Source organism: Paracoccus sp. P2, assembly GCF_046335115.1.
Classification (GTDB): Bacteria; Pseudomonadota; Alphaproteobacteria; order Rhodobacterales; family Rhodobacteraceae; genus Paracoccus; species Paracoccus pantotrophus.
In genome coordinates, this window is record NZ_JBGOSN010000057.1 from 1 (window position 1) to 22,583 (window position 22,583).

At 66.3% G+C, this 22,583-nt stretch carries 19 protein-coding genes and 1 rRNA gene; 8 read left to right on the top strand and 12 right to left on the bottom strand.

What is annotated here, in order from left to right:
• From ACDP63_RS21430 to ACDP63_RS21445, 4 genes are all read right to left on the bottom strand, one after another.
• Positions 1–874, bottom strand: a 16S ribosomal RNA gene (locus ACDP63_RS21430); the annotation flags it as partial.
• A 654-nt stretch (positions 875–1,528) separates the two neighbouring features.
• Entirely contained in the window at positions 1,529–2,008 is a 480-nt protein-coding gene (gene rpsI, locus ACDP63_RS21435; RefSeq protein WP_036748337.1) for a 30S ribosomal protein S9, read from the bottom strand.
• Positions 2,009–2,011: 3 nt separating this feature from the next.
• A complete protein-coding gene (gene rplM, locus ACDP63_RS21440; RefSeq protein WP_024845806.1) occupies positions 2,012–2,476 on the bottom strand; it encodes a 50S ribosomal protein L13 in 465 nt (154 codons plus the stop codon).
• A gap of 150 nt (positions 2,477–2,626) precedes the next feature.
• Entirely contained in the window at positions 2,627–3,049 is a 423-nt protein-coding gene (locus tag ACDP63_RS21445; RefSeq protein ID WP_024845805.1) for a PaaI family thioesterase, read from the bottom strand.
• A gap of 85 nt (positions 3,050–3,134) precedes the next feature.
• Between ACDP63_RS21445 and ACDP63_RS21450 the strand changes: the two genes are divergently transcribed.
• A complete protein-coding gene (locus ACDP63_RS21450; RefSeq protein WP_024845804.1) occupies positions 3,135–3,935 on the top strand; it encodes an enoyl-CoA hydratase in 801 nt (266 codons plus the stop codon).
• Positions 3,936–3,944: 9 nt separating this feature from the next.
• On the opposite strand, the gene ACDP63_RS21455 is transcribed toward ACDP63_RS21450, so the two are convergent.
• The 6 genes from ACDP63_RS21455 to ACDP63_RS21480 all read right to left on the bottom strand — a co-directional run bounded on the left by ACDP63_RS21455 (position 3,945) and on the right by ACDP63_RS21480 (position 13,322).
• Positions 3,945–4,688 (bottom strand): cytochrome c biogenesis CcdA family protein, encoded by a 744-nt coding sequence (locus ACDP63_RS21455; protein WP_024845803.1) that lies wholly within the window; start codon positions 4,686–4,688, stop codon positions 3,945–3,947.
• 76 nt (positions 4,689–4,764) lie between these two features.
• Positions 4,765–7,437: a ribonuclease E/G gene (locus tag ACDP63_RS21460; protein ID WP_024845802.1), complete on the bottom strand. Its 2,673-nt coding sequence runs from the start codon at positions 7,435–7,437 to the stop codon at positions 4,765–4,767.
• Between the two features lie 553 nt (positions 7,438–7,990).
• A complete protein-coding gene (locus tag ACDP63_RS21465; protein ID WP_024845801.1) occupies positions 7,991–9,316 on the bottom strand; it encodes a sigma-54-dependent transcriptional regulator in 1,326 nt (441 codons plus the stop codon).
• Positions 9,317–9,335: 19 nt separating this feature from the next.
• The gene (locus ACDP63_RS21470) at positions 9,336–11,129 is read right to left on the bottom strand and encodes an ATP-binding protein (protein ID WP_024845800.1); all 1,794 of its coding nucleotides are present in this window, start codon (positions 11,127–11,129) and stop codon (positions 9,336–9,338) included.
• A 64-nt stretch (positions 11,130–11,193) separates the two neighbouring features.
• A complete protein-coding gene (purQ, locus tag ACDP63_RS21475; protein WP_024845799.1) occupies positions 11,194–11,862 on the bottom strand; it encodes a phosphoribosylformylglycinamidine synthase subunit PurQ in 669 nt (222 codons plus the stop codon).
• 245 nt (positions 11,863–12,107) lie between these two features.
• On the bottom strand, positions 12,108–13,322 hold the full coding sequence (locus ACDP63_RS21480; RefSeq protein WP_024845798.1) for an NADP-dependent isocitrate dehydrogenase: 1,215 nt from the start codon (positions 13,320–13,322) through the stop codon (positions 12,108–12,110).
• A gap of 71 nt (positions 13,323–13,393) precedes the next feature.
• Here ACDP63_RS21480 and ACDP63_RS21485 point away from each other — a divergent pair, with 71 nt between their 5' ends.
• Positions 13,394–13,945, top strand: a complete 552-nt coding sequence (locus tag ACDP63_RS21485) for a hypothetical protein (RefSeq protein WP_024845797.1) — start codon at positions 13,394–13,396, stop codon at positions 13,943–13,945.
• Here the strand turns inward: ACDP63_RS21485 and ACDP63_RS21490 are convergent.
• Both ACDP63_RS21490 and ACDP63_RS21495 read right to left on the bottom strand, forming a co-directional pair.
• A complete protein-coding gene (locus ACDP63_RS21490; protein ID WP_024845796.1) occupies positions 13,942–15,078 on the bottom strand; it encodes an HD domain-containing protein in 1,137 nt (378 codons plus the stop codon). The two genes, ACDP63_RS21485 and ACDP63_RS21490, sit on opposite strands and share 4 nt — an antisense overlap.
• Positions 15,079–15,117: 39 nt before the next feature.
• Positions 15,118–15,777, bottom strand: coding sequence for an alpha/beta hydrolase (locus ACDP63_RS21495; RefSeq protein WP_024845795.1), 660 nt, complete (start codon positions 15,775–15,777; stop codon positions 15,118–15,120).
• A gap of 165 nt (positions 15,778–15,942) precedes the next feature.
• On the opposite strand from ACDP63_RS21495, the gene ACDP63_RS21500 reads away from it, so the two are divergent.
• From ACDP63_RS21500 to ACDP63_RS21525, 6 genes are all read left to right on the top strand, one after another.
• On the top strand, positions 15,943–16,401 hold the full coding sequence (locus ACDP63_RS21500) for an Rrf2 family transcriptional regulator (protein ID WP_024845794.1): 459 nt from the start codon (positions 15,943–15,945) through the stop codon (positions 16,399–16,401).
• A 3-nt stretch (positions 16,402–16,404) separates the two neighbouring features.
• On the top strand, positions 16,405–17,430 hold the full coding sequence (locus ACDP63_RS21505; RefSeq protein WP_024845793.1) for a Gfo/Idh/MocA family protein: 1,026 nt from the start codon (positions 16,405–16,407) through the stop codon (positions 17,428–17,430).
• A gap of 120 nt (positions 17,431–17,550) precedes the next feature.
• Complete coding sequence (locus ACDP63_RS21510; protein WP_028710862.1) at positions 17,551–18,657, top strand: carboxynorspermidine decarboxylase; 1,107 nt, start codon at positions 17,551–17,553, stop codon at positions 18,655–18,657.
• 48 nt (positions 18,658–18,705) lie between these two features.
• Positions 18,706–19,929: a saccharopine dehydrogenase family protein gene (locus ACDP63_RS21515; protein WP_024845791.1), complete on the top strand. Its 1,224-nt coding sequence runs from the start codon at positions 18,706–18,708 to the stop codon at positions 19,927–19,929.
• Positions 19,930–20,022: 93 nt separating this feature from the next.
• Positions 20,023–21,357 carry an AI-2E family transporter gene (locus ACDP63_RS21520; RefSeq protein ID WP_024845790.1) on the top strand — a complete coding sequence of 445 codons (1,335 nt, stop codon included), beginning with the start codon at positions 20,023–20,025 and terminating at the stop codon, positions 21,355–21,357.
• Positions 21,358–21,424: 67 nt separating this feature from the next.
• Positions 21,425–22,438, top strand: coding sequence for a GlxA family transcriptional regulator (locus ACDP63_RS21525; protein WP_024845789.1), 1,014 nt, complete (start codon positions 21,425–21,427; stop codon positions 22,436–22,438).
• Positions 22,439–22,583 lie beyond the last annotated feature (145 nt).

Genomic DNA, 22,583 nt, shown 5'->3' on the forward strand with positions numbered 1-22,583 from the left:
GGGCCCCCGTCAATTCCTTTGAGTTTTAATCTTGCGACCGTACTCCCCAGGCGGAATGCTTAATCCGTTAGGTGTGTCACCGAACAGCATGCTGCCCGACGACTGGCATTCATCGTTTACGGCGTGGACTACCAGGGTATCTAATCCTGTTTGCTCCCCACGCTTTCGCACCTCAGCGTCAGTATCGAGCCAGTGAGCCGCCTTCGCCACTGGTGTTCCTCCGAATATCTACGAATTTCACCTCTACACTCGGAATTCCACTCACCTCTCTCGAACTCCAGACCGATAGTTTTGAAGGCAGTTCCGGGGTTGAGCCCCGGGATTTCACCCCCAACTTTCCGGTCCGCCTACGTGCGCTTTACGCCCAGTAATTCCGAACAACGCTAGCCCCCTCCGTATTACCGCGGCTGCTGGCACGGAGTTAGCCGGGGCTTCTTCTGCTGGTACCGTCATTATCTTCCCAGCTGAAAGAGCTTTACAACCCTAGGGCCTTCATCACTCACGCGGCATGGCTAGATCAGGGTTGCCCCCATTGTCTAAGATTCCCCACTGCTGCCTCCCGTAGGAGTCTGGGCCGTGTCTCAGTCCCAGTGTGGCTGATCATCCTCTCAAACCAGCTATGGATCGTCGGCTTGGTAGGCCATTACCCCACCAACTACCTAATCCAACGCGGGCTAATCCTTTGGCGATAAATCTTTCCCCCGAAGGGCGCATACGGTATTACCCCCAGTTTCCCAGGACTATTCCGTACCAAAGGGCATATTCCCACGCGTTACTCACCCGTCCGCCGCTCACCCCGAAGGGTGCGCTCGACTTGCATGTGTTAGGCCTGCCGCCAGCGTTCGTTCTGAGCCAGGATCAAACTCTCAAGTTGAAAGCCGCCGAAGCAGCTATCCTTGACAGAAGAACCTTGCACATCTGCCTCCTGCAATAACAGGAGGTCATCTCTGCTTGTCGTTCCACTCGCGTGAACCGTCAAACAGTGAAGCTGACACCTGGATCATCGGGTCCCCCCCACCAGGCCGATATACAAGCTTTCCGTCGAAAAACGACCAGACCGCCCGCATATCCCTTCATCATACAGCAATGTCAAAAAGCAGAGGAAACAAAATCGCGGAAGATGCGCCTTTCTAGCGACGCCCCATCCGGTCAGCCATTCCCAGGTTTTGCGAACCTAGCGTTGCCCTAGCGCCGCTCTGTCCGTCCGCTGCAGCATCTCGCTGCGTCGGTGAAGCGGTATCTAGGATCTGCGGACGAAGGTTGCAAGCGGAAAAATGCACGCCTCGGTGCAAAAAATTCCAAAGCAATGATTTTCTGTCATTTTTCTGTCGCAAATTCGGGCAGACAATGCCCGCTTGACCGGGCTTGCAGGCAGGCGGCAAGGCCTTGAGCCGCGCAAGGCGCCCACTTTCACGCCGAGTCGGCCGCAGATTCGGTGCCGCGACTCGCTGGACCGGGGTCGACCGGGGGGCAAAACGAAAAACGCGGCCCCAAGGGGACCGCGTTTCGCATCGCATGGAAGCCGGAATCAGCGCTTCGAGAACTGGAACGAGCGGCGAGCCTTCGCCTTGCCGTATTTCTTCCGCTCGACCACGCGCGAATCGCGGGTCAGGAAGCCGGCCGCCTTCAGCGCGGCACGCAGGCTGGGCTCATGCAGTTGCAGCGCCTTCGAGATGCCGTGCTTGACCGCACCCGCCTGGCCGGACAGGCCGCCGCCGGCGACGGTGGCATAGACGTCATACTGGCCGGTGACGCCGGCCACTTCGAAGGGCTGGCGCAGGATCATCTGCAGCACCGGACGGGCGAAATATTCCGCGATGTCCTTGCCGTTCACGACCACCTTGCCCGAACCCGGCTTGACCCAGACGCGGGCGACCGCATCCTTGCGCTTGCCGGTGGCATAGGCACGGCCCAGCGAATCGCGCTGCGCCTCACGAACCGGGGCGGCGGCCGGGGCAGCCGTCGCGACCGATTTCAGATCGTCGAGGGTTTTGATGTCTTCGGCCATGGCTTACGCGCTCCGGGTATTCTTGGCGTTCATGGACTTGACGTCCAGCACTTCGGGCTGCTGAGCTTCGTGCGGATGCTCGGCGCCGGCATAGACGCGCAGGTTGGTCATCTGCTTCTTGCCCAGCTTGTTGCGCGAGATCATGCGCTCGACGGCCTTGATCACCACACGCTCGGGATGCGCGCCTTCCAGCACCTGCCGCGCGGTGCGGTGCTTGATGCCGCCCGGATGGCCGGTGTGCCAGTAGTACTTCTTGGCGTCGCGCTTGTCGCCGGTCATCTGCACCTTGTCGGCGTTGATGATGATGACATTGTCGCCCATGTCCATGTGCGGGGTGAAGGTCGGCTTGTGCTTGCCACGCAGGCGCATCGCCACGATCGAGGCAAGACGGCCCAGAACGACGCCCTCGGCGTCGATCAGGATCCACTTCTTCTCGATCTCCGCCGGTTTCGCGGTATAGGTTTTCATCTGTCGGTCCCTTTGGGGGCTGTAATTCGAGATGGGCGTATATCGGCAAAAGCCGCGCGCAGGTCAAGTGCGCGGATTGCTAATTTTCCAAGTAATATCAATTAATTACAAATTAGGTATTAAAATACCGCAAAACAGCCCCCGCCTGCATCAGCGTTTCGACGGAATCGAATAGGTCATCGAGCAGCGCGCCACCGGCTCCTCGGCCCCGTCCGAGCGGATCAGCACCTCGCCCACGGCCAGGATGCGGCCCAGCTTGAGGATGCGGCAATCGGCCAGCAGGTCGCGCCCCGCCTCGGGCTTGCGCATGAAGTCGATCGAGGCATTGGTGGTCACCGCCAGCGCGACCTCGCCGATCCGGGCCAGGATGGCCAGGTAGATCGCCACGTCGGCCAGCGCGAACATCGACGGGCCGCTGACCGTGCCGCCGGGGCGCAGGTGCCGGTCGTCCACCGTCAGCCGCGCGGTCAGCCGCGCCTCGTCCAGCGTCTCCACACGGACCTGGCCCGCGATCTGCGGGAATGCCCGGTCCATGAATTCGTTCAGCGCCTCGCGGCCCATTGCCAATGCCATACTTCCCCCCTGCTGGAACGGCGGCTAGACTGCCCGGCAAAGCCCGGAAAAGACAAGCCGCACCGTGGCGTCAGGAGGAGAGTGCATGAAGGATGGAAACCCCGAGCCGCTGGTGCTGCGCCAGGACGACGGCCCCGTTGCACGCCTGATCCTGAACAGCCCGACGAATTACAACGCGCTGTCCACGGCAATGATCGACGCGCTGTCCGACGCGCTGGATGAGATCGCGGCGGATAGCCGGGTCCGCGTCCTGGTCCTGGCCGCCCGCGGCAAGGCGTTCTGCGCCGGCCACGACCTGCGCGAGATGCAGGGCGCCCGCAATGACGAGGATGACGGCCGCGTCGCCTATGAACGGCTGTTCTCGCGCTGCGCCCAGATGATGCAGAAGCTGCCGGCCCTGCCCCAGCCGGTCATCGCCGAGGTGCAGGGCATCGCCACCGCCGCCGGTTGCCAGCTGGTCGCCAGCTGCGACATGGCCGTCGCGGCCGAGGGGGTGCGCTTCGGCGTGAACGGGGTGAACATCGGGCTGTTCTGCTCGACCCCGATGGTGGCGCTGACCCGCGCCATCCCGCCGCGCGCCGCCTTCGAACTGCTGGTGACGGGCGAGTTCATCGACGCCGACCGGGCGCGGGAGCTGGGCCTGGTGAATCGCGTCGTCCCGCCCGCCGCGCTGGAGGCCGAGGCGATGGCGATGGCCCGCACCATTGCCGCCAAGCTGCCCGCCGCCGTGCGCATGGGCAAGCGTGCCTTCCACGCACAGCGCAACCTTGGCCTCGCGGATGCCTATGAGACCGCAGGCGCGGTGATCTGCGAGAACCTGCTGCTGCCCGATACCGCCGAGGGCATCCAGGCCTTCCTGGAAAAGCGGCCGCCGAACTGGGAATAACGCCCGCGCCTAACCCAGCGTGGCCAGCCAGGGAAAGGTCTCCAGCAGCCAATAGGCGAAGGTGGGGAAGGCGCCGGTCAGCAGCGCCGCCCCGACCACCACCAAAAGCCCGCCCATCATGCGCTCGATCAGTTTCAGGTGCGGCTTGATGCGGTTCATCACGCCAATGGCGCGGTTGATAAAGATCGCCGACAGCAGGAAGGGAATGCCCAGCCCCAGCGCATAGACGGCCAGCAAGGCCGCGCCGCGCCCGGCCTCGGCCCCGGTGGCGGCCAGCGACAGGATCATGCCCAGTTGCGGCCCGATGCAGGGCGTCCAGCCGAATGCGAAGGCCAGCCCCAGGATATAGGCTCCCAGCGAGGAGCCGCCCTTGTCGCCGGCATCCAGCCGCGCCTCGGTGTCCAGGAAGGGGATGCGGATGATGCGCAGGAAGTGCAGGCCCATGATGATGACCGCCACTCCCGCCCCGCGCGCCAGCCAGTCCTGCCATTGCAGGAACATCCGGCCAAAGGCCGAGGCCGCCATGCCCATCAACAGGAAAACCGTCGACAGCCCCAGGACGAAGAACAGCGCCGGAACCACGGCGCTGCGTTCGCCCGATTTCAGCCCGCCGACGCCGACCCCGGTCATATAGGCCAGATAGGGGGGCACCACCGGCAGGACGCAAGGCGACAGGAAAGACAGGATCCCGGCCAGCAGCGCGACCGTCGCGGCGGGCAGGAAGGCGGCATCTGCAAGCTCGATTCCCAACATGTCCGGCACCTTGGCTCATGGAAAGGGCGCGGGAAAGCCCCGCGCCCGTCACTCTTTCGTGGAAGGCTGCGACAGATCAGCCCATGGACCACCAGCCGCGGCGCTTGGGACGCGCCGGCTCCTCGTTCGCCGCGGCCGGGGCGGGCTCGGGAACGGGCTCGGGGACGGGCGCCGGCACGGCTTCGGGTGCAACGGCCGCTTCGGCCTCTGCCCCGACGGTTGCGGGTTCCGCGGCCTCGGCTTCCTCGGCGTCGGTCGCGGCGGGTTCAACAGCCTCGGCGTCGGCCGCCTCGCCGACGGCAGGCTCGGCAACCGGCTCCCCGGCCTGCGCATCCTGCGGTGCCGGCGCGGCGTCCGCCGATGCGGCCTCCGCGGCAGGCTCGACGGTCTGGAGCGCCGGCTCGGCTTCGACACCCGCCTCCGGCTCCTCCACGGCGGTTTCGGCCGGTTCTTCCGGCTTGCGGCGGCGCGTCCGGGTGCGGCGGCGCGGCTTCTCGGCCGATTCGGCATCCGGTTCGGCCGCATTCTCGGACCCGGCCACGACCTCGGGCACGACCTCCGCCGGCGTCACCTCGCCTTCGGCAGGCCGCTCGGCCGGCTCGGCTTCCGAAACCGCATCCTCGGCACCGTCCTCGGCGTGGTCGGAGCCCTCCTCGGCATGGGACGCCTCGCCGTCGCCGTTCTTGCCGCCGCGACGGCGGCGGCGGCGGCGGCGGCGCTTGCTGCCATTCTCGGCGCCTTCGCTGCCCTCGCCGGTCTCGGCATGGCCGTCCTCGGCGCGGTCTTCCTCCCCGGCGACCTCATCGACCTCTTCCTCGGCGGGTTCCTCGTCATCGATCTGCGCCATCAGCCGGGCATCGACCGAAACCACGGGCGAAACCACCTCGGGCACGTTGCGCGTCGCGGTCTTGAACTTCTCGATGGCGTAATCGGGCGAGATCAGCGCCGGATCGGCCTCGACCCTGACCGAGAGACCATAGCGCGCCTCGATCGTGGCGATATGCTCGCGCTTGGCGTTCATCAGGAAGTTGGCGACCGCGACCGGCGCCTTGACCAGCACCTCGCGCGAACGCTTGCGGGTGCCCTCTTCCTCGATGGCGCGCAGGATGGTCAGCGCCAGGCTGTCGTCCGAACGGATCAGCCCGGTACCGTGGCAATGCGGGCAGGGCTGCGTGGTCGATTCCAGCATGCCCGGCCGCAGGCGCTGGCGCGACATCTCCATCAGGCCAAAGCCCGAGATGCGCCCGACCTGGATGCGCGCCCGGTCGGTCTTGAGCCGCTCCTTGAAGCGTTTCTCGACGGCGGCGTTGTTCTTGCGCTCTTCCATGTCGATGAAGTCGATGACGATCAGGCCAGCAAGGTCGCGCAGCCGCAGCTGGCGCGCGATCTCCTCGGCGGCTTCCAGGTTCGTCTTCAGCGCGGTTTCCTCGATCGAGCCTTCCTTGGTGGCCCGGCCCGAGTTGACGTCGATGGCGACCAGCGCCTCGGTCACGCCGATGACGATATAGCCGCCGGATTTCAGCTGCACGACCGGGTTGAACATGCCGCCCAGGTAGCTTTCCACCTGATAGCGCGCGAACAGCGGCATCTGGTCGGTGTAATGCTTCACGTTCTTGGCATGGGACGGCATGATCATCTTCATGAAGTCCTTGGCCGTGCGATAGCCGCGCTCGCCCTCGACCAGAACCTCGTCGATCTCCTTGCTGTAGAGATCGCGGATCGTGCGCTTGATCAGGTCGCCTTCCTCGTAGATCGGCGCGGGGGCGATGGACTTGAAGGTCAGTTCGCGGATCTGCTCCCACAGCCGCATCAGGTATTCGTAGTCACGGCGGATTTCCGTCCGCGTCCGCTGGCTGCCGGCGGTGCGGATGATCAGCCCAGCGCCCTCGGGCACCTCCAGCTCGCTGGCGATCTCCTTCAGCTTCTTGCGGTCGGCGGCGTTGGTGATCTTGCGGGAAATCCCGCCGCCGCGCGCGGTGTTCGGCATCAGCACGCAATAGCGGCCGGCGAGGCTCAGATAGGTGGTCAGCGCGGCGCCCTTGTTGCCGCGCTCCTCCTTGACGACCTGGACCAGCATGATCTGCCGGACCTTGATCACCTCCTGGATCTTGTAGCGGCGGGCGCGGGGTTTCCGAGGCGGCGAGATTTCCTCGGCCACGTCCTCCTCGGCGACGGATTCGATACCGTCGTCCTCGGCGGCGTCATCGCCTGCGGCCTCATCGGCCGCCTCAGGGACGGGGGCGGCGACATCCTCCGCCGTCGCCGGCGGCACGGCCTCGGCCACATCCACCGCAAGGTCCGCGGCTCCCGCGGCCTCGCCTTCCGAGTGGTCCAGAACGGCCATCCCGGCGATCTCGTCCGAAACCGCGACGGCGTCGCCACTGTCGGCTGCAGCGGCCTTGGCCGGCTTGCGGCGACGCGGGCTGCGCTTTTTCTCGCCCTCGTCGGCCTCGGCGGCGGCGGCCTGGCGTTCTTCCTCGATCAGCGCCTTACGGTCGGCGGCGGGAATCTGGTAGTAATCGGGATGGATCTCGGCAAAGGCCAGGAAACCGTGGCGATTGCCGCCGTAATCCACGAAGGCGGCCTGCAGCGAGGGTTCGACCCGCGTCACCTTGGCCAGATAGATGTTGCCAGCAAGCTGCCGCTTGTTGACCGTCTCGAAATCAAATTCCTCGACTTTGGTTCCATCGACCACGACAACCCGAGTCTCCTCGGAATGCGTGGCGTCGATCAGCATTTTCTTTGACATGTTTCCGTCTTTCGGGCCGCCGGACCGGCCCGCACACAGGCGGGGGCAAGGTTCGGCTGCCGCATGAGAGGACAGCGAAAGCCGCACCGCCAGCAGCAATCGCGGCGGCCGGAGAACTCCCCTGCCACCGTTGCCTATCAAGCTGCACTGCGCGATCCATCGCGTCTGTTTACCTTTCTAGGCCCATCCCGCTCGCGCGGTCGGGGCTGCGATCTACGGTCGCCCAGAGGCCCCCTGGGGGCATGGGCAGGATTTTCCGCGCGTGGCACCACCGGCACTTTTCAGGTGTCGCGGCTGGCTGGCGCGCTGCGAAACTGGCGAGGTCGAGCAACCATTGGTTGTGGCGCCCACCCTACAGGGGCAAGATAGCGGGGAAGGGCGCGCCGTTACAATCTGTTTTTGGACAAGGCGCCGGGATTTGCCGATCCGCCCATCCCGCCCGCCCCCCGGCAGGGGCGCGCCGCGGCGGGCAAATCCCCGGGCCGGATCCCGCGCCCCGGCTATTTCTCCGTTCCCCAAATACCCATACCTGGCCGGGCCAGAGGCGTGCCGCTCACAGGTAATCGCTGCGGCTCAGCCCGTATTTCGCCATCTTCTCGTTCAGCGTCCGCCGCGGCAGGCAAAGCTCGTCCATGACCGCGGCGATGCTGCCCTTGTGGCGGCGCATGGTATTGTCGATCAACATCTTTTCGAAGCTCTCGACATATTCCTTGAGCGGCTTGCCCTCGGTCGTCGTCGCCTCCTGCGTATCCTCACCATCGGCCATGAGAAGCGAGGCGATCGAGCCCGAGCCGCGGCGGTTCTGCAAGACCGCGCGCTCGGCCACGTTGATCAGCTGGCGCACATTGCCCGGCCAGGGCGCCTGCAACAGCTGCGCCGCCTCCTGCGCCGTCACCTGCGGCGGCTCGCAGCCGTATTCCTCGGCGAATTGCTCGGTCATGCGGGTGAAGAGCGTCAGGATGTCCTCGCCGCGCGACCGCAGCGGCGGCAGGGTGATCTTCAGCGCGGTCAGGCGATAGAACAAGTCGGGGCGCAGCGAATCCTCGGCCCGGCGCCCCTCGCCGCGGGCATTGGAAATGGCGATGATCCGCGTCTCGGCCGGGCTGCCCTGCTCGGCGATAAAGGCCAGCAGCCGCGCTTGCAGCGGATCGGACAGCGCCTCGATATCCTCCAGGCACAGCGTGCCGCCGCGGGCCTCCTCGACCGCGGGCAGCCCGCTCTCGACCGGGCCGAACAGCTTGGCCGACAGCACCTCGTCGCTATAGGCCGCGCAAGAGATCGGCACGAATTTCTTCGAGGCGCGCGGCCCCACCGCATGCAGCGCATGCGCCACCAGCGTCTTGCCGGTGCCGGTCTCGCCGTCGATCAGCACATGGCCGTCGGCCTGGCCCAGGTCCAGGATGTCCTCGCGCAGCCGGTCCATGACCGGGCTCGACCCGATCAGCTTGGACATGACCTGCTGGCCTTCGCTGAGGTCGCGGCGCAGCGCGCGGTTGTCCAGCGTCATCCGCCGGGCCTGGGTCGCCTTCTTGACCAGTTCGGTCAGCCGCTCGGGGTTGAAGGGCTTTTCCATGAAATCCATGGCGCCGATGCGCATGGCCTCGACCGCCATCGGCACGTCGCCATGGCCGGTGATCATGATGACCGGCAGGCCCGAATCGATGCCCATCAACCGCTTGAGAAAGGCCATCCCGTCCATGCCCGGCATGCGGATGTCGGAAACCACCACCCCCGGCCAGTCGGCACCGATCACCTTCAGCGCCTCCTCGGCGGTGGCGAAGGTCTCGGCGTCGAAGCCCGACAGCGCCAGCCACTGGCTGATGGATTCGCGCATGTCCGGTTCATCGTCCACGACGGCTATCTTCAAAGTGCGGCTCATGGGCCTTTACCTCTTTTCTTCATTCCGCCGCCAACCGCGTCCCGGCCTTGTGGCCGGGATCGTGCAGCGGCAGCTCAAGCTCGAACACGGCGCCCCTGCCCCCTTCGTCCGAGGCGTTATGCGCCGTCAGACGCCCCCCGAAATCGGCCGCGATCCCGGATGAGATCGCCAGCCCGAGGCCGGTCCCCTCTCCGGGTTTCTTCGTGGTGAAGAAGGGTTCAAACAGATTTTCCAGGTCCGATACACCCGGACCGTTATCGCGCACGGACAAGAATGCGTGAGAGCCGGCGCTGACCGTGATCTCGATCGCCGGGTCGCGCATGCCCCTGATCGCATCGACCGCGTTGCGCAGCAGGTTGATGATGATCTGCTCCAGCCGGATGCGGTCGCAATAGACCATGACCGGATAGCGCGGGATGTTGCGCTGCAGACGGATGGTGCGGCTTCGCAGCTGCGGCTCCATCATCACCAGCGCGCTCGACAGCGCGGCGCGCAGGTCGACCGGCTCGAAGGCCTCGCCGCCCTTTCTGGCATAGGATTTCAGCTGCCGGGTGATGGCGCCCATGCGCTCGACCAGGTCGTCGATGCGCTGGAAGCTCGACAGCGCCTCCTCGGCCCGGCCGCGCTGCAACAGAAGCCGCGCCCCGGCCAGATAGGTCTTCATCGCCGCCAGCGGCTGGTTCAGCTCGTGGCTGACGCCCGCCGACATCTCGCCCAGGGCCGCCAGCTTGCTGGATTGCTGAACGGTCTGCTCGGCCACGCGCAGTTCCTTCTGCATCCGCTCGCGTTCGGCGATCTCGCGGGTCAGGCGCTGGTTCAGCGCCCGCAGATCGGCCGATTCGCGCATCCAGGCCGCCGATTCGACCCGCGCCCGCCGCGACAGCAGATAGAACACCGCCGCCAGCAGGATGGCAAAGCCCATGATGACCATGGCCAGCACCGCATTCACCCGCTCGCGCACCGACTCGTAGGTGGTGAAGGCGATCATCTTCCAGCCGCGGAAGGGGATGCGGGTTTCCGACTGCATCACCGCGCGGCCCTGCACATAGGCATCGGCCGGCGTCGCCGCCCAATCCGCCGTGACCTGGAAGGCCCGCGCGATGGCCGAGGGGGCCGAGCGCACCGCCAGCGCCTCGGGCAGGGTCAGCCCGCGCCAGCGCGGCTCGGTCGACAGGATGATCTGCCCCTCGCTGTCCGTGACCGCGATCGCATCCGAGATCCCGGCCCATGACCGCACCAGCCGCGTCAGGTCGGCGCCCACCACCACCACGCCCAGCGTGCGCCCGTCCGACATGACGGTGCGGGAATAGGTGAACTCATAGGCCCCCTGCGGCGAGGGCGAGACGGTGAACACCGTGTCCCTGGAACGCAGCGCCTCGACAAAGAACGGCTCCTGCACGTAATTGGTGCCGATCAGGTTGCGGTCGGTCGAACCCACCACCCGTCCCGAGGCGTCCAGGAGCTTGATCGAGGCCGCCGCGATCTCCTTCTGGGCCGAGATCAGCCGCGCCGAGGTGCCCGAGAAATCATTGCCCGACAGCGCCGAGATCAGCGCAGGATCGCGCGCCAAGAGCAGGGGCACCACCGAGGTGCGCTGCAATTCCGACAAAAGGTTCCCGGTATAAAGCGCCGAGCGCAGCTCGGTGCGCACCCGCGTCGTTTCGGAAAACCGCGCGGTCAGCCAGGCATTGGTGAACCAGATCGTGCCCGCGGCCACGACCAGCAGCACGGCGATCACGCCGCGCAGGCCCCAACGGCTGGTCAGGCCCGTCCTGCCCTCCGGGAACCCGATGGAATTGTCTTCCTCTCGCATGAGCCTCCGGCACCGCCCTTGTAAGGGTCGATGCAGTCTAGTGCGCGAAAGAGTGCCGCTCAAGTCAGGCCGCGACAAGCTCCTGCATCAGCGAGGCAAAAAGCCTCGCGCCATCGGTGCCGCCATGTGCCGGATCGGCCGCGCGCTCGGGATGGGGCATCATGCCCAGCACCCGGCGGTTCTCGGACAGCACCCCGGCGATGTCCTCGACCGAGCCGTTGATGCCAGGCGCATAGGCAAAGGCGATGCGGTCCTGGTCCTTCAGCGCCGCCAGCCCCTCGGCGTCGATCTGGTAATTGCCGTCGTGATGGGCGACCGGCACCCGGATCTCCTCGCCCGCCCGATAGGCGGCGGTGAAGGGGCTGGCCGCGGTCGCGACCCGCAGCACCGTCTCGCGGCACAGGAACCGCAGGCCGGCATTGCGCATCAGGGCACCGGGCAGCAGGTTCAGCTCGGTCAGCACCTGGAAGCCGTTGCAGATGCCCAGCACATAGCCGCCGCGCGCCGCATGGGCCTTGATCGCGCCGGCAATGGGCGAATGCGCGGCGATGGCGCCGCAGCGCAGGTAGTCGCCAAAGGAAAACCCGCCCGGCACCGCGACCAGATCGATGCCCGCCGGCAGCGCCTCGTCCTTGTGCCAGACCCGCGCGACCTCGGCCCCCGCCTGCTGCAACGCAACGGCCAGGTCGCGGTCGCAATTCGATCCGGGAAAGGTGATGACGGCAGCTTTCATGGCGGGCCTCCGGGATAATGCCTCGCGCCCCCATACTCCAAGCAGCGTCGCATGTTAAGCCGCTTTGCGCGGCACGCAGGACTTCTTGGTTCCCCGAATGCTCAAAAACGCGCGACAAGCGCCGCGCCCCCGCACCCGACGCGCATCACCCGGCGGCTTCACCGTTTCACAAATACCCAAAGGCAACACCGCAAGCGAAAAGGGCCGGGGTTCCCCCCCGGCCCTTCGCAATCCTGCGCGACGGATCAGCCCGCCAGCGCCTTGTTCAGGTATTCGTCGACCTTTTCCAGATAGCCCATGGTGGTCAGCCATTTCTGGTCGGGACCGACCAGCAGCGCCAGGTCCTTGGTCATATAGCCGTCCTCGACCGCCTGCACGGTCACGCGCTCCAGCGTCTCGGCAAAGTTCTTCAGCGCCGCGTTGTCGTCCAGCTTGGCGCGGTGCTTGAGGCCCCCGGTCCAGGCGAAGATCGAAGCGATCGAGTTGGTCGAGGTCTGGTTGCCCTTCTGGTGCTCGCGATAGTGGCGCGTCACCGTGCCATGCGCGGCCTCGGACTCGACGATCTTCCCGTCCGGCGTCATCAGCACCGAGGTCATCAGGCCCAGCGAGCCGAAGCCCTGCGCGACGGTGTCCGACTGCACGTCGCCGTCGTAGTTCTTGCAGGCCCAGACATAGCCGCCCGACCATTTCATCGCCGAGGCGACCATGTCGTCGATCAGGCGATGCTCGTAATGGATGCCCTTCTTCTTGAACTCGGCCTCGAACTCTTCCTCGTAGACCTTCTGGAACAGATCCTTGAAGCGGCCGTCATAGGCTTTCAGGATGGTGTTCTTGGTCGAGAGATAGACCGGATAGCCGCGGTTCAGCCCGTAGTTCATCGAGGCGCGGGCGAAGTCGATGATCGACTGGTCGAGGTTGTACATCGCCATGGCGACGCCGGCGCCGGGGGCCTGATAGACCTCGTGCTCGATGGTCTCGCCATCCTCGCCGACGAACTTGATCGTCAGCTTGCCCTTGCCCGGGAAGCGGAAATCGGTGGCCTTGTACTGGTCGCCGAAGGCGTGGCGGCCGACGACGATGGGCTGGGTCCAGCCGGGGACCAGCCGCGGCACGTTCTTGCAGATGATCGGCTCGCGGAAGATCACGCCGCCCAGGATGTTGCGGATGGTGCCGTTGGGCGATTTCCACATCTTCTTCAGGCCGAATTCCTCGACCCGCGCCTCATCCGGGGTGATGGTGGCGCATTTCACGCCGACGCCGTATTGCTTGATCGCCTCGGCCGCATCCACGGTGATCTGGTCCGAGGTGCGGTCGCGCTCCTCGATGCCCAGGTCGTAATATTTCAGGTCGATGTCCAGATAGGGCAGGATCAGCTTCTGCTTGATGAAGTCCCAGATGATCCGGGTCATCTCGTCGCCGTCGAGTTCGACGACGGGGTTCTCTACCTTGATCTTCGACATGGGTGGTCCCTTCGATTAGGATTCGGCTCGGTGGCGCTATAGCGGCATTCAATGCGAAAGGAAAGGCCGGTATGCCGTGGTATGCCGTTCATGATGCTGCCGACCATGCGGCGCGCGCAGAATGGCGGCACAAGGCGCGCAAGGCGCTGGCAGATATCCGCGCCGAACGCGCCGCGCCCGGTTTCGCGCCGCTGGAACGGCCGTTCCATTTGCGCGTATTCGGCGACTACGCCGCCGAAGCCGTCTGGCTTTGCGACGACGAGGGATGCCTTGCCGAAAGCGCCGCCGCGCTGCCGGTTGCAGCCAGCCTGGCGGCGCGTTGCCTGCTTTGGGCCGATTGCTACGAGACGCATGAGGACGCCTGGTTCGACCATAACCATGTCGCGGACTGGCCCGCCCCGCCCTTCAACCATTACCAGGCGATCAACCTGCGCGGCTTCTTCCTGGCCTGCGCGCTCAAGCGCGCCTTGCCCGATTGCCGGATCGAGTTCCTGGACGAATACCGCAACCTGCCCTGGCGCGACTACACCCCCGACGCACAAGGCGAGAAGCCACCGCACCTGATCGAGATCACCGCCGAAACCATGCACCACGAAGCGGCAAGCCGGCGCAGGAAACCCTAGCCCTCCGGGCCGGTCGCAAAATAGACCCGCGCACTTTCGCTGAGCCAGGACCACAGCACCGGCGCACCGCGCTCGATGCGCAGGCCGACGCGCTCGACCAGCTGCTCATAGGTCACGCGGTATTCCGCCCAGGTGCCGCCGCCCGAGGCGATGTTCTGCATCACCGGCTGCGCCCGGTCCAGCGACTTGGCAAAGACCGCATCGGGGGTCTCGTTCGCCTCGAACTCGGCCCAGAGCGCGCGCAACCCGGCCCCCTGCGCCGCGGGCAGCAGGCCAAAGATGCGCTCGGCCGCCTCGGCCTCGGCCTGCAATTGCGCCGCGCCGTGATGGGCGCCGCCGCCCTGCGCATGGATCGGCACGTCGCCGGTGTCGATTTCGACCAGGTCATGGATCAGCAGCATGCGGATCACCCGGCCAATATCCACCCCTGCCCCGGCATGGGGCGCCATGACCAGCGCGTAAAGCGCCAGGTGCCAGCTATGCTCGGCGCTGTTCTCGCGCCGCGAACCGTCGCACAGCAGGCTGGCGCGCAGCACCGATTTCAGCCGGTCGGCCTCGGCCAGGAAGGCCAGGCGCTGCGCCAGTTCGCCGCAGGGCGCGCGGCCCTCCAGCAGGGCCTGTGCCGCCTCCATCGCCTCGGGCCATTCCCTCCAGAGCCGCCGGGCGCGGCCCGAACCCATGTTGTCGCGCACGATGGCGACATGATCGGCCAGGGGCTCGGGCGCGCAAAGCACCTGGAACAGCGGCTGGACATGGTCCATGCGCTTGGCCATGCGGGCATCCGGGCTTTCGCCGGCCTCGAACTCCCGCCACAGCGCCAGCAATGCCTCGCCATCCGGCAGCATGCCGAACAGCCGGCGCGCCGCCGCCGCCTCGGCCGCCTGCACGGCAGCCGCGTCATGGGCCAGGTGGATCGGATGGTCGCCGCAGTCGATCTCGACCAGGTCATGCAGCAGCAGCATGGCGATGGCGCGGTCCGAGGCGCCGAAGGCCAGCGCGTAAAGCGCCACATGCCAGCTGTGCTCGGCGCTGTTTTCCGGCCGCGACAGGTCCATCAGCACATTCGCCCGCTCGACGGATTTCAGCCGACAGGCCTCGGTCAGGAAGGCAAAGCGCAGGGTCAGGTCGGTCATGGCAAAAACCCCCGGGGCCGGCCGCACCGGCCCGGTTTCCTATCGGGTGTTCTCGGTCAGGCGGCGGCGCACATAGGCCTGCACCGTATCGATCATCGGCTTCATGTGGATATCGTCGTCGCGGAAGAAATGGTCCGCGCCCTCGATTTCCTCATGGGTGATGGTGATGCCCTTCTGCTCGCGCAGCTTGGCGACCAGCGCATGCGTGTCCTTGGGCGGCGCCACCCGGTCGGCGGTGCCGTTGATGATCAGCCCCGAGGACGGGCAGGGCGCCAGGAACGAGAAATCATACATGTTCGCCGGCGGCGCGACCGAGATGAAGCCGGTGATCTCGGGGCGGCGCATCAGAAGCTGCATGCCGATCCAGGCGCCGAAGCTGAAGCCCGCGACCCAGCAATGCTTGGAATTGGGGTTCATCGCCTGCAGGTAGTCCAGCGCCGAGGCGGCATCCGACAGCTCGCCGATGCCCTGGTCGAACTCGCCCTGGCTGCGGCCGACGCCGCGGAAATTGAACCGCATGACGGTGAAACCCATGCGGTGGAAGGCATAGTGCAAATTGTAAACGACCCGGTTGTTCATCGTGCCGCCATATTGCGGATGCGGGTGCAGGATGATGGCGATGGGGGCGTCGGGGGCGGCTTGCGCGTGATAACGACCCTCGAGACGACCTTCGGGACCGGGGAAAATCAGTTCGGGCATGGGCTTCCTTTGAAACTCGGGTTCCTTGACCCTGTGACGGCGCGGCTCTAGATCGTCAATCTGGGAAGCGCGCCCGACATAGGCAAGACGCATTCAAGGACGGCGCCGGGGAATTAGCCGTTGGCTTGCGCGTCGTCAATGGTTTGCGGCTGGAGGAGAGGCAAGATGAAACTGTCCACCAAGGGACGTTACGCAATGGTCGCCCTGGTCGATCTGGCCATCGCCAAGGGCGACGAGCTGACCTCGCTGGCCGAGATCTCCAAGCGACAGGACATCTCGCTGCCCTATCTGGAGCAACTCTTCGTGCGGCTGCGCCGGGCCGGGCTGGTCGATTCGGTGCGCGGGCCGGGCGGCGGCTACCGGCTGGCCAAGGCGCCCGAGACGATCCGCGTGGCCGATGTGCTGGAGGCGGTGGACGAAACCGTCAGCGCGCTGCATGTCGGCGCCGGCGCCTCGGGCGGGGTCTCGGGCTCGCGCGCGCAGACGCTGTCGAACCGGCTGTGGGAAAGCCTGTCCGCGCATGTCTACGTGTTCCTGCACAATCATACGCTGGCGGACGTGGCAAGGAACCAGCTCCTGCCCTGCCCCGCCCTGCCCAAGATCCTGTCGATCGTGGACGACTAGGCCATGCGGATCCTGGTCGCCGGCCTGGGCAATATGGGGCGCAGCCACGCGCTGGCCTGGCTGAAGCAGCCGGGGGCCGAGATCGTCGGTCTGGTCAACCGCTCGCCGGTCGATCTGCCCCCCGAGCTTTCGGCGATCCCGCAAAGCCAGGATTTCCACGAGGCGCTGCAGCGCCTGCGCCCCGACGTGGCGGTGATCGCCACCTATTCCGACAGCCATGCCGAATATGCCATCGCCGCGTTGCGCGCCGGCGCGCATGTCTTCGTCGAAAAGCCGCTGGCCACCACGGTCGAGGACGCCCGCCGCGTGGTCGAATGCGCCGGCGAGACCGGCCGCAAGCTGGTCGTCGGCTACATCCTGCGCCACCATCCCAGCTGGCAGCGCCTGATCGACGAGGCCCGTGCCCTTGGCGGGCCCTATGTCTTCCGGCTGAACCTGAACCAGCAAAGCTCGGGCCCGACCTGGCAGGTCCACAAGGCGCTGATGCACACCACGCCGCCCATCGTCGATTGCGGCGTGCATTACGTCGATGTCATGTGCCAGATCACCGACGCCCCCCCGGTCGAGGTGCGCGGCATGGGCCTGCGCCTCTCGGACGAGATCGCGGCGGATATGTACAATTACGGCCATTTCCAGGTGCTGTTCCAGGACGGCTCGCTGGGCTGGTACGAGGCCGGCTGGGGGCCGATGATGTCCGACAGCGCCTTTTTCGTGAAGGACGTGGTCAGCCCCCGCGGTGCCGTCAGCATCCGCATGGCCGAGGATGCGCGCTCGGACGACATCGACACCCATACCCGGACCGCGACCCTGCGCCTGCATCGCATCGGCGAGCCGGACCGCGACATCTCGATGCGGGACGAACCCGGCCACCAGCAGCTTTGCGACGCCGAGGCCGCCTTCATGGCGCGCGCCATCGCCGGGGACATGGACCTGGAGCGGCACATGCGCGACGCGGTCTCCTCGCTCGCCGTCTGCCTTGCCGCCGACGAATCGGTGCGCACGGGCCAGCCGGTGCGATTGCGCATCTGACGCGCCCTGTCGTGCCCATCGTCACGCGCCCGTCACGCTTTCTTGCGAAATGCGGCCCGTGGCCCTAAATGAGCCATTCGTTTTCCGCTTTCACGGTCGCAAGGCCAGAGGTTCCGCGCCATGTCCGATCTGCAGACGCCCTATTACCTGATCGACCTCGCGAAGCTGCGGGTGAACATGGAGCGAATCCACTATCTGCGCGAACGCTCGGGCGCGAAATGCCTGCTGGCGCTGAAATGCTTCGCCACCTGGTCGGCCTTCGACTTCATGCGCGACTTCATGGACGGCACCACCTCGTCCTCGCTGTTCGAGCTGCGGCTGGGGCACGAGGAATTCGGCAAGGAAACCCATGCCTATTCCGTCGCCTGGGCCGATCACGAGATCGACGAGGCGCTGGGTTACGCCGACAAGATCATCTTCAACAGCCTGGGCCAGCTCGACCGCTATGGGGCGCGGGCCAAGGCGCGCGGCATCGCCATGGGGCTGCGGCTGAACCCTCGCTTCTCGACCAGCGGCTTCGACCTGGCCGACCCGGCCCGCCCCTTCTCGCGGCTGGGCGAATGGGATCTGAACCGGCTGGAGGCGGCGCTGGACCGCATCTCGGGCGTGATGATCCACTACAATTGCGAGAATGCGGATTTCGAGCTGTTCGACGCGCAGCTCGACCGGATCGAGGCGGAGTTCGGCGGCTTCCTGGAAAAGCTCGACTGGGTCTCGCTGGGCGGCGGCATCCATTTCACCGGCGAGGGCTATCCGCTGGACCGTCTTGCCGACCGGCTCAAGGCGTTCTCGGAACGTTTCGGCGTGCAGGTCTTCCTGGAACCGGGCGAGGCCAGCATCACCCGCTCGACCACGCTGGAGGTCACGGTCCTGGACACCATCCACCACGGCAAGGACGTGGCCATCGTGGACAGCAGCATCGAGGCGCATATGCTCGACCTGCTGATCTATCGCGAGACGGCGAAGCTGCCGCAGGAGGGCGAGCATCCCTGGCAGATCGCCGGCAAGACCTGCCTCGCGGGCGACATCTTCGGCGAGGGCCGCTTCCCGCAGCCGCTGAAGGTCGGCGACCGCATCAGCATCGCCGATGCCGGCGGCTACACCATGGTCAAGAAAAACTGGTTCAACGGCGTGCCCATGCCCGCCATCGCCATCCGGGCCGAGGACGGAACGATCCGCCAGGTCCGCCGGTTCACCTATGACGACTACAAAGCCAGCCTGTCCTGACCAGGCGCAAGCCATCCCCTTTCCTTAGCCCCCGAAAAGGAGACTGAATTGGCCAAGAACGTGCTCATCATCGGCGCCGGCGGCGTCGCCCAGGTGGTCGCGCATAAGGTGGCGCAGAACGCCAAGGAATTCGGAACGCTGCATATCGCCAGTCGAACCGTGTCCAAGGCCGAGAAGATCATCGCGAGCATTCGTGAAAAGGGCCATTCGGTCGAATTCACCGCGCATCCGCTGGACGCCATGGACAGCGCCGCCGTGGCCGCGCTGATCCGCCAGATCGACGCCGGCATCGTCGTCAACGTCGGCTCGGCCTTCGTCAACATGACCGTCCTGCAGGGCTGCATCGAGACCGGCGCCGCCTATATCGACACCGCGATCCACGAAGACCCGGCCAAGATCTGCGAGACGCCGCCCTGGTATGCCAATTACGAATGGAAGCGGCGCGAGGATTGCGAGAAGGCCGGCGTCACTGCCATCCTGGGCGCGGGCTTCGACCCCGGCGTGGTCAACGCCTATGCACGGCTGGCCGAGGACGAATATTTCGACAAGATCGACTCGATCGACATCGTGGACATCAATGCCGGCTCCCACGGCCGCTATTTCGCCACCAATTTCGACCCCGAGATCAACTTCCGCGAATTCACCGGCACGGTCTATTCCTGGCAGGGCGGCGAATGGCGGCAGAACCAGATGTTCGAGGTCGGCCGCGAATGGGATCTGCCCGTCGTCGGCAAGCGCACCGCCTACCTGTCCGGCCATGACGAGGTACACAGCCTCTCGGCCCGCTACAAGGACGCCGACGTGCGCTTCTGGATGGGCTTCGGCGAGCATTACATCAATGTCTTCACCGTGCTGAAGAACCTCGGCCTGCTTTCCGAACAGCCGGTCACGACCGCCGAGGGGCTGGAGGTCGTGCCGCTGAAGGTGGTCAAGGCCGTGCTGCCCGACCCGGCCAGCCTCGCCCCCGATTACGAGGGCAAGACCTGCATCGGCGACCTGGTCAAGGGCACGCTGGGCGGCAAGCCGGGCGAGGTGTTCATCTACAACGTCGCCGACCACAAGGACGCCTATAACGAGGTCGGCAGCCAGGGCATCAGCTACACCGCGGGCGTGCCCCCGGTCGCGGCGGCGATCCTGATCGCGCGCGGCACCTGGGACGTGAAGCGCATGGTCAATGTCGAGGATCTGCCCGCCCGCCCCTTCCTGGAACTGCTGGGCGACCTGGGCCTGCCCACCCGCGTCATCGACGCCACGGGCGACCACCCGCTGTAAGCGCGGCCCGGCCGGCTGGCCGAAAACGCCCGCGGCGGGGGAACCCGGCCGCGGGCTTGGCGTTTCCCCCGCGCAAAGCGGAGAGGGGGATGCATGCCGCCGGATCGGGAACACCGCAGCCACATGTTTCCCTTTGCCGCACCCGCCGACAAGGGCGGGGCCAAGGTGGCCAACTGGGCCGTGATCGGCATCTTCCTCATCCTGCTGTTCAGCTTCTTCGCGCAGGCGCGCAGTTTCCTGATGCCGGTGACGCTGGCGATCCTGCTGTTCTTCGTCTTCGTGCCCTTCCGCCGGCTGATGGAGCGGCTGGGCATCGGGGCCACCGTCACCGCGGCCATCGTCTCGCTGGGCCTGGTGGTGGCGGTGGTGCTGATCGGCTTCGCCATCTCGGGCCCGGCCAATCGCCTGATCGAGAACGCGCCGCAGATCACCGAGCGGCTGGAACAGCGATTCGCCGAGATTCGCAGCAATTTCCATGGCCTGGAACGCGCCGCCGAAAAAATCGACGAGATCGCCGGCGGCGGCGCGGCCCCGCCCGGGCCCGCCACGTCGCCCGGCGAGACGCCGCCGGATGCGACGCTGACCGGCACGCTCAGCGCCATCCCCGCCCCCGGCACGCCGCAACCGCCCGACCAGCAGATCCAGGTCGAGGTGAACGCCACCCCCGAGACCTCGACCCTGGCCAGCGTGCTGAACCTGGGTCCGGCCTTCGCCGGCCAGATCATCTTCACGCTGTTTTTGCTGTTCTTCCTGATCTCCTCGGGCGACCTGCTTTATCTCAAGATCGTGCAGAGCTTCGATTCCATGCGCGAAAAGCGCGCGGCCTACCTGGCGCTGCGCGAGATCGAGGACAGCCTGGGCGCCTATCTGGGCGCGATCACCCTGATCAATGCCTGCCTGGGGCTGGCCATCGGGCTGGCCATGTGGGTCTGGGGCATGCCCAGCCCGGTGCTGTTCGGACTGGCAGCCTTCCTGCTGAACTTCATCCCCTACCTGGGCTCGGTCGCCGGCATCGTCATCGCGACGCTCGTCGGGATCTTCGTCTTCGACGACCTGTTCACGCCGCTGATGATCGGCCTGACCTATCTGGGCCTGACCGCGCTGGAAGGACAGCTCATCACCCCCTATCTCGTCTCGCGCCGCTTGCAGCTGAACACGGTGGTGGTGTTTCTGACCGTCGCGCTCTGGGCCTGGCTTTGGTCGGTGATCGGCATGATCGTCGCCGTACCGCTGCTGGTGGTGATGCGGGTGCTTGCCGAACATATTCCCGGCCTGCAGAAATTCGGCAATTTCCTGGCCGGCGAGGATCCGCCTGCGCTGGAGGACGAGGACGAGGAGGAGGCGCGCGAACTGGTCGAGGCCGGCGGCAATGCGCAGGATGCCGCCCAGGCCGGCACCGCCACGATGGTCCTGGCCACCAAGGAGTGATCGCGCTCTGGATCACACCGCAAAACATGGCATCATCGCGACGCCATCCATGGACGAATCGCGACAGATGCCCGAACCCGACCTTACGCCCGACCCCAGCCAGCCGCGACTGCGCATCGGCTTCCTGCTGACGCCGCGCTTCACGCTGTCGGCCTTTGCCACCTTCGTGGACGTGCTGCGGCTGGCGGCCGACGATGGCGACGGCTCGCGCCCGATCCGCTGCCGCTGGCGGGTGCTGTCGTCGGACATGGCGCCGGTACAATCCTCCTGCGGGATACGCATCGAGCCGGACGAGCGGCTGGGCGACCCCGCGCGCTTCGACTATATCATCACCGTGGGCGGGCTGATCGACGGCGGCCCCGGCCTTTCGCCGGAACAGGGCGCCTTCCTGCGCCGCGCCGCCCTGGCGCGGGTGGCGCTTGGCGGGCTTTGCACCGGGGTCTTCGCCATGGCCCGCATCGGGCTGATGGACGGCTATCGCTGCTGCGTCAGCTGGTTCCATCACCAGGATTTCCTGGCCGAGTTCGAGCGGATGCGCCCGGTCTCGGACCAGATCTTCGTGGTGGACCGCGACCGGCTGTCCTGCTCGGGCGGGGTCAGCGCCGCGCATCTGGCCGCCTTCCTGGTCGACCGCCACCTGGGCCGGGCCGCCGCGCGCAAGGCGCTGTCGATCCTGATGATCGACGAGCCGATGGCCGGCGACCGCCCGCAGCCCGGCCTGCCGCTGGAACTCAACGCCCGCGACCCGCTGGTGCGCCGCGCGCTGCTGGCCATGCAGCAGAACCTGCATGCGCCCTTGTCCATCGCCCGCATCGCCAGGGATCTGGGCGTCGGGCGGCGCAAGCTGGAACGGCATTTCAACGCCGACCTGGGCATCCCGCCCGCCGATGCCTCGATCCGCATCCGGCTGGCGCAGGCGCGCATGCTGCTGGCGCGCACCGACCGCACCGTCACCCGCATCGCCGAGGAGACCGGCTTCTGCGACGCCTCGCACCTGATCCGGGTCTTCCGCGAGACCGAGGGCACCACCCCCGACCTTTGGCGCCAGAACCGCGTCCCCCTGGCGCAGGACGCACCCTGACCGGCCGTTGCACGGCGCCACCCGGCAACGTGCCGGGCCGCGCCCGATAATGCGTGGCGATTTCGGATGAGGAGAGGGTGAGATGCCGAACAAGGCCACGGTCAGGGGCGTTTTGATGGATGCGACGCTTGCGCCGATCGCTTCG

Bases quoted from the DNA above. Each gene is read 5' to 3' on its own strand.
- ACDP63_RS21510 (WP_028710862.1), top strand. From the start codon at position 17,551: ATGTCCGATCTGCAGACGCCCTATTACCTGATCGACCTCGCGAAGCTG.
- purQ (WP_024845799.1), bottom strand. From the start codon at position 11,862: ATGAAAGCTGCCGTCATCACCTTTCCCGGATCGAATTGCGACCGCGAC.
- ACDP63_RS21470 (WP_024845800.1), bottom strand. From the start codon at position 11,129: ATGCGAGAGGAAGACAATTCCATCGGGTTCCCGGAGGGCAGGACGGGC.
- ACDP63_RS21495 (WP_024845795.1), bottom strand. From the start codon at position 15,777: ATGCCCGAACTGATTTTCCCCGGTCCCGAAGGTCGTCTCGAGGGTCGT.
- ACDP63_RS21500 (WP_024845794.1), top strand. From the start codon at position 15,943: ATGAAACTGTCCACCAAGGGACGTTACGCAATGGTCGCCCTGGTCGAT.
- ACDP63_RS21520 (WP_024845790.1), top strand. From the start codon at position 20,023: ATGCCGCCGGATCGGGAACACCGCAGCCACATGTTTCCCTTTGCCGCA.
- ACDP63_RS21485 (WP_024845797.1), top strand. From the start codon at position 13,394: ATGCCGTGGTATGCCGTTCATGATGCTGCCGACCATGCGGCGCGCGCA.
- ACDP63_RS21445 (WP_024845805.1), bottom strand. From the start codon at position 3,049: ATGGCATTGGCAATGGGCCGCGAGGCGCTGAACGAATTCATGGACCGG.
- ACDP63_RS21505 (WP_024845793.1), top strand. From the start codon at position 16,405: ATGCGGATCCTGGTCGCCGGCCTGGGCAATATGGGGCGCAGCCACGCG.
- ACDP63_RS21465 (WP_024845801.1), bottom strand. From the start codon at position 9,316: ATGAGCCGCACTTTGAAGATAGCCGTCGTGGACGATGAACCGGACATG.
- ACDP63_RS21525 (WP_024845789.1), top strand. From the start codon at position 21,425: ATGCCCGAACCCGACCTTACGCCCGACCCCAGCCAGCCGCGACTGCGC.
- ACDP63_RS21460 (WP_024845802.1), bottom strand. From the start codon at position 7,437: ATGTCAAAGAAAATGCTGATCGACGCCACGCATTCCGAGGAGACTCGG.
- ACDP63_RS21450 (WP_024845804.1), top strand. From the start codon at position 3,135: ATGAAGGATGGAAACCCCGAGCCGCTGGTGCTGCGCCAGGACGACGGC.
- ACDP63_RS21455 (WP_024845803.1), bottom strand. From the start codon at position 4,688: ATGTTGGGAATCGAGCTTGCAGATGCCGCCTTCCTGCCCGCCGCGACG.
- ACDP63_RS21480 (WP_024845798.1), bottom strand. From the start codon at position 13,322: ATGTCGAAGATCAAGGTAGAGAACCCCGTCGTCGAACTCGACGGCGAC.
- rpsI (WP_036748337.1), bottom strand. From the start codon at position 2,008: ATGGCCGAAGACATCAAAACCCTCGACGATCTGAAATCGGTCGCGACG.
- ACDP63_RS21490 (WP_024845796.1), bottom strand. From the start codon at position 15,078: ATGACCGACCTGACCCTGCGCTTTGCCTTCCTGACCGAGGCCTGTCGG.
- rplM (WP_024845806.1), bottom strand. From the start codon at position 2,476: ATGAAAACCTATACCGCGAAACCGGCGGAGATCGAGAAGAAGTGGATC.